Source organism: Candidatus Woesearchaeota archaeon (assembly GCA_003694805.1).
Lineage (GTDB): Archaea > Nanobdellota > Nanobdellia > Woesearchaeales > J110 > J110.
In genome coordinates, this window is record RFJU01000092.1 from 1 (window position 1) to 4902 (window position 4902).

The window sequence follows — 4902 nt, forward strand, 5'->3', positions numbered from 1 at the left end:
GAGGTCGTGCTGCTTGCAAAGGAGTTGCGAAAGGAGGGCTTGCCGGCGGGCGTGCAGAATTTCTTGGCGTATCGTCGGGGAAGAGTTCCGGTCAAGCCGCGTTCCATGGAGGATTTTGCTGCGTTACTGAAGGCGTGGGAGGGCGAGCTTGGTGTTCGCCTCTTGGTGCACAAAGAGGATTTTGGCGTGGTGGATGACGTTGCGCTGCCAAAGCCGATGCGTAAGAACGAGCGGGTCGAGGTCGTGGTTGTGTCTGCAGGGCGGTACGCGCGGGAGTGCTTCGGGGTTGCGCGGGGGAGGCTGGTGAAGGTGGTCGGGTCTGTTCCGGTGGGGAAGCGGGTGCGGGTTCGTATCACGCGAGATAAACACAACATTTTCTTTGGCGTTCCCGACTGAGTGAGGAATGCGTTTTTTTCCCCTATCGACCGCTGGCCGCGTTCGTTGTGAGGCGTGCCCGTCGTTTTTCTTTAAAGAAAGATGCTGAAGAATTTTTTGAAGGCGGCGATGATGCGGGCGCCGAGGCTGGGCTTGACGTCTTTTTGCACCGTGTTTTCTTTTTTCGCTGCTTGCTGTTCTGGGTTTTGCGGTTGTTTTTCTGGCGTGCCTTGATCGTTTTTTGTTGTGTTCGTTTCTACGTCGAGGCGTGGCTCGACGATGATGGTGGTGTGGAACGTTTCGGTGGTGTCTGTGACGAGGTCGTCGACGGCGGTCGTGATGGTGAGGGTCGCGTTTGTTTGGTTGGTGAAGTTTTGAGGAATGCGGAAGGTGTACTGGTATGCTTGCCGTTGTTCTCCTGCTTTGAGTGAGAGGCTTGCATGATCCGTTCCTATGATGGTTCTTCCCGGGTGGTCGTCGTGCATGGCAACGGAGGCGTACGTGTCTTGCTTGTTGGTTACTGTCACGACGATGGCGACTTCGTCTCCCGCGGTTGCCCTGGCCGGCGCGGTGTAGGTGACGTCGTAGAAGTGTTCGAGCGCGGGTTGGATGGTGACGTCGCGGGATGTTGCGAACGTGAAGGTTTCCTTGCTAATGGTCTGGTACGTTCCGGTCGCGTTGAACGTGATGGTTTTTTGCTCCTCGGTGAAGGGGGCGATGTATTCTTTTTCAAAGACGAGTTTTTTTTCTTGGTAGGGTATTTTTTCTATGGAGATTTCTTCTGGCGGGTAGTGCGTGCTCGTGATGGTTGCATTGATGGCGTAGTAGTTGTTTTGTTCGTTGTTGTTTTCGAGGAAGAGGCGGAGGCGGAACGGCTCTCTGCTCGTGATGGTTTTTTCGCGGACGTTGAGGTCGGGGTTAAGGTTTTTCGTTGCGACTTTGAACGTGTGGTCGTATTCGTGGGAGAACGGTTCCCCGTCGACTTCGAGCTGGGCGATGGTTTTGAAGGGGTAGTCTCCTGTGAAGGGCGCTGCGAGGGCGAATCGGAGGAGTTTTTGGTCGCGGGGCTTGATGGTTCCGCTCCAGCGCAGGCGCCCTTTTTCTCGAATCCAGTCGTCCGAGACGCTGAGGAGGAGCACTTCTGTTGGTATGGTGACGAGGAGGGAGGTGACTGTTACGTCTTTTTCTTCTTCGTTGTTCGTGATGGTGATGGTGTAGGGTGTTTGTGCATTGATGACTTGGGCTTCGGTGGGGAAGGAGACGGTGAGCGTGTACGGGCTGGGAATGGTGAGTTTGAGCGTGTTGGAGGTGATGCTGTAGGTTTTTCCTGCGTAGGTGAAGTTGACGGTTCCTTGGAGGCTTGCGTCCTCGTAGGCCGTGGGAGTGATGGTGAAGGAGAACATCTTGGTTTTTCCCGGTGTTATGAATCCTTCCCAGATGACGGTGTTTTTCTTCTTGGCCACGTCAGAGGATGTGAGGCGGTACTGGTCGGGGAGTGTGAGGGTGAAGCGGGCGTTTTCTGCGGTGTTGTCTCCTTGGTTGGTGAGTTCGACGGTGATGGTCGTGTCTTCGCCAGGGGTGAGCGTTGTTTTTTCTGCGCTCAGTGTTGCTTTCACGTCTGGAACGATGGAGTCGACGGTGAGGTAGACGCCCCACCACTTCTCTCCTCCGTCGTACTTGGCGTAGGGTTCTTTTTCGTACGCTTCGATTTTGTTTTCGTCGCTTCCCCCAGCGGCGATGAATTCTTGGTAGCCGCTCTTGGTGTAGCAGTACCGGTGGGTCGCTGTTTCTCTGCACCCGCCGAGTTTGATGAGGTAGAGCGTGTCGTCAACGGTGAGTTTGATGACGTTGAGGGATCGCATGAGGGGGTCGGGGTCTTGCTCGACGGAGATGGTTTGGTCGTCAACGGAGAAGACGTCGCCTGAGAAGTGCCACGCGGCGTGGAGGTTTTTCTCGGCGTGAACAAGTGGCGTTGTGGTAGTGAAAAAGAGGGTGAAGAGGAGGGTGAAGATGATGGCAGGGTTGTTTATTGGTACGCGTGGGCGAGGCATTGTCGTACGTTTTCCCTGCTCGTTCTCCTTTTTAAAGGTTGCGGCCTCGTTCAGAAGGGGTGGGGGAGAAATAAACGGTGGCTGGGACTGCTTAGGAGAACATGGGAGAAAAAATCGAGAAAATGAAAAAAAAAAGAAAGAAAAAAAAATTGGGTGGAAAGGGGCTTTTTTGCCCTTTCGCTCGCCTCTTCGCTTGACCTCCTTATCCAACCGTGTTAACTTGGATGGATGAGAGGTCGGCAGCGACGACTTCCACTTCGGATCCGCTCAGGTCGTAGTCCTCGTATTGAGCAAGGACGTACGAGGCGGCCACGGTGTCTTGAGCACTGTAGCCTGCAACAAGGAGGGATACCTTGCCGCCTGCGTGCTCAAACGACTTAATCATGGCCTTGCCCGGAGTGAATCCTTCCGTGCAGTCCGCGCCGGAGTTGAGCAACTCTGCCGCGACGGTGTTCGCGCAAGGTCCGCCAACAACAATCATGTTGGTGGAGCCGACTGCGGGCGCGTCTTTGTCCAGCATGGCAAGCCCGACCGTGATGGGGTTGAGCTTGGTGGTGGTGACGCTGCCGCCAGAGCCGCTCTCGGTGCGCTCGACGCTGCCTGCGACGACGAAGACTTGGGCTTCGACTTGCTCCTCAGGGTAGTGGATGGTGAGCGTTTCCGCTTCGTCACTGCCTGAGGGGTCGTTGAGCTCGACGAGTGCCCCGAAGTCGGTCATTTCGAGCGTGAGCTCGTCGTTATCCTGGGGCTCTGTCGGGTTCCAGTCCGGCGTCGTCGTGGAGTCCCTCGTTGTGCTTCCTCTCGTGTAGGTCAGCGAGCTGGTGCTGATGCCGACTTCTTGGTTGGCTCGAGAAACGACCATCCAGCTGAGCGTGTCGTTGCCTTGGGTCTGCTCGTCGAAGTTCGACGCGGGCGTGACGAGCATCATCGTCACGTTGTTTGCCGTTGCGTTGTTGGCCGCCCACGTGTCTGCATCGCTCAAGTCGAGGATGGCGCCTCCTTTGACGGTGACGCGCGCCTCGTCGTTGAGGGTGATGCTGTCGTTACCGTTGAGGTCGACGAGGATTTTCGGGTTGATGGCGTTCACGTCGCACACAACGACGTCGTAGTCATACCCGCCGACGGTCAACGTGCCTGCTCCTGCGCCGGACCAGAGGCTCGAAGTCGAGATGACGACTTCTCGGTCGTCGCCGGTGGCGAGGTCGTTGAACGTGGCCTTGTAGATGCCGTCATCTTCCTCGAACGAGTCGAACTGGAGGACGTACGAGTACGCCGTGTCGTCGAACGTGTTGCCGCCCATGTTGGAGACGAGGAAGTAGTCGTCCTCGCTCATACCGTACGCGTTACACGTCGCCATGGTGTTGGCAGAGCCGTTGTTGTACGTTCCTTCCATGAACCAGAAGTGGTCGTTGCCCTCGTCGTTGCCGAACGCGAGCACGTCACCCGTGGTTCCTTCGACGAAGCGGACTTCGTACTCTTTCCCGGCGAGGTTGGTGAAGACGAGGTCGTACTTGTCGTCACCGCTCGGGTCGAGTTTGACTTCCGTTATCTCCGGTTGGGTGAGGCCTTCGTAGCGCAGGTCCCAGGTTGGGTTGAGCATGCCCTGCGGCTCTTTGAGGTACTCGCGCACCCCGTGGCCTGGCGCGATGCCGAACCCGTCAGTGCCGGAGTCGACTTGGCTGTCGCTGATGGGGTCTGCGGTGAGGCGGTAGCGGATGTCCGTGATTTGGAATTCGCTATCGTCTGCGAACGACCCGGTGAGGCTGCCGACGATCTTGACGGCTGCGTCTTCGATGTTCTCTGTGCCGACTTCGAACGCGCTGGAGTTGTCGAACGCGCCGTCGGTGTAGTTGCTGTCCGTCAAGGTGATCTTGTCTGCGCCGAGGAAGAATTCCACGATGCCTTCTCGATCGTTGACGAGGATGCTGCGCACACCAATTTCAAGGCCGCCCGAGAGCGTGTCGGTTTCGCCTTCTTCAAGCTCGCTGGTGAGTTCACCATTCACGGCGAGCTTGGCCGCGATGTTTCCGCTGTTCGGGTTGCTGATGAAGACGACGCTGACCTCGTAGTCGGTGCCGTCGATGGTGTACGTCTTCGTCTCGCCTTCGCGCAGGGTGTCGGACACGTCGCCGCCCATGAGCTCGAGGGAAATTCCTTGGCTGCTCGTCAGCGAGGTGTCTACGATGGTGTAGTCGGTGCCGAAGATGTTGATTCTCGTATCTTCGAGGTCGTCGAGGCTGCACGTTGAGCTGGTACAGTCGTCGAGTTTGGACTGGAAGCCGGACTCGAACTCGAGCTGGTACTCGAAGAACGGCGTGTTTCTGATGCCTTGGATGACGAGGTAGTCGCCAACGTTGTCATCCTTGTCTGCCGTGTAGTCAACGTACATCGTCGTCAGGCCGTTCGTGCCGAAGCGCAGGTACTGGTTGTAGTCTGTTGAGCCCTGCTGGGTGCTGACTCTGCCGCTCTTGAGGGC

At 57.0% G+C, this 4902-nt stretch carries 3 protein-coding genes; 1 reads left to right on the top strand and 2 read right to left on the bottom strand.

Annotation, left to right across the window (positions count from 1 at the left end):
* Positions 1 to 396, top strand: a 396-nt coding sequence (locus tag D6783_03235) for a hypothetical protein (GenBank protein RME52971.1), incomplete at its 5' end; no start/stop codon positions are given.
* 71 nt (positions 397 to 467) lie between these two features.
* Here the strand turns inward: D6783_03235 and D6783_03240 are convergent.
* Positions 468 to 2636: a hypothetical protein gene (locus D6783_03240; GenBank protein RME52972.1), complete on the bottom strand. Its 2169-nt coding sequence runs from the start codon at positions 2634 to 2636 to the stop codon at positions 468 to 470.
* Positions 2629 to 4902: hypothetical protein (locus D6783_03245; protein ID RME52973.1), on the bottom strand; the 2274-nt coding region annotated here is incomplete at its 5' end. The genes D6783_03245 and D6783_03240, both read right to left, overlap by 8 nt.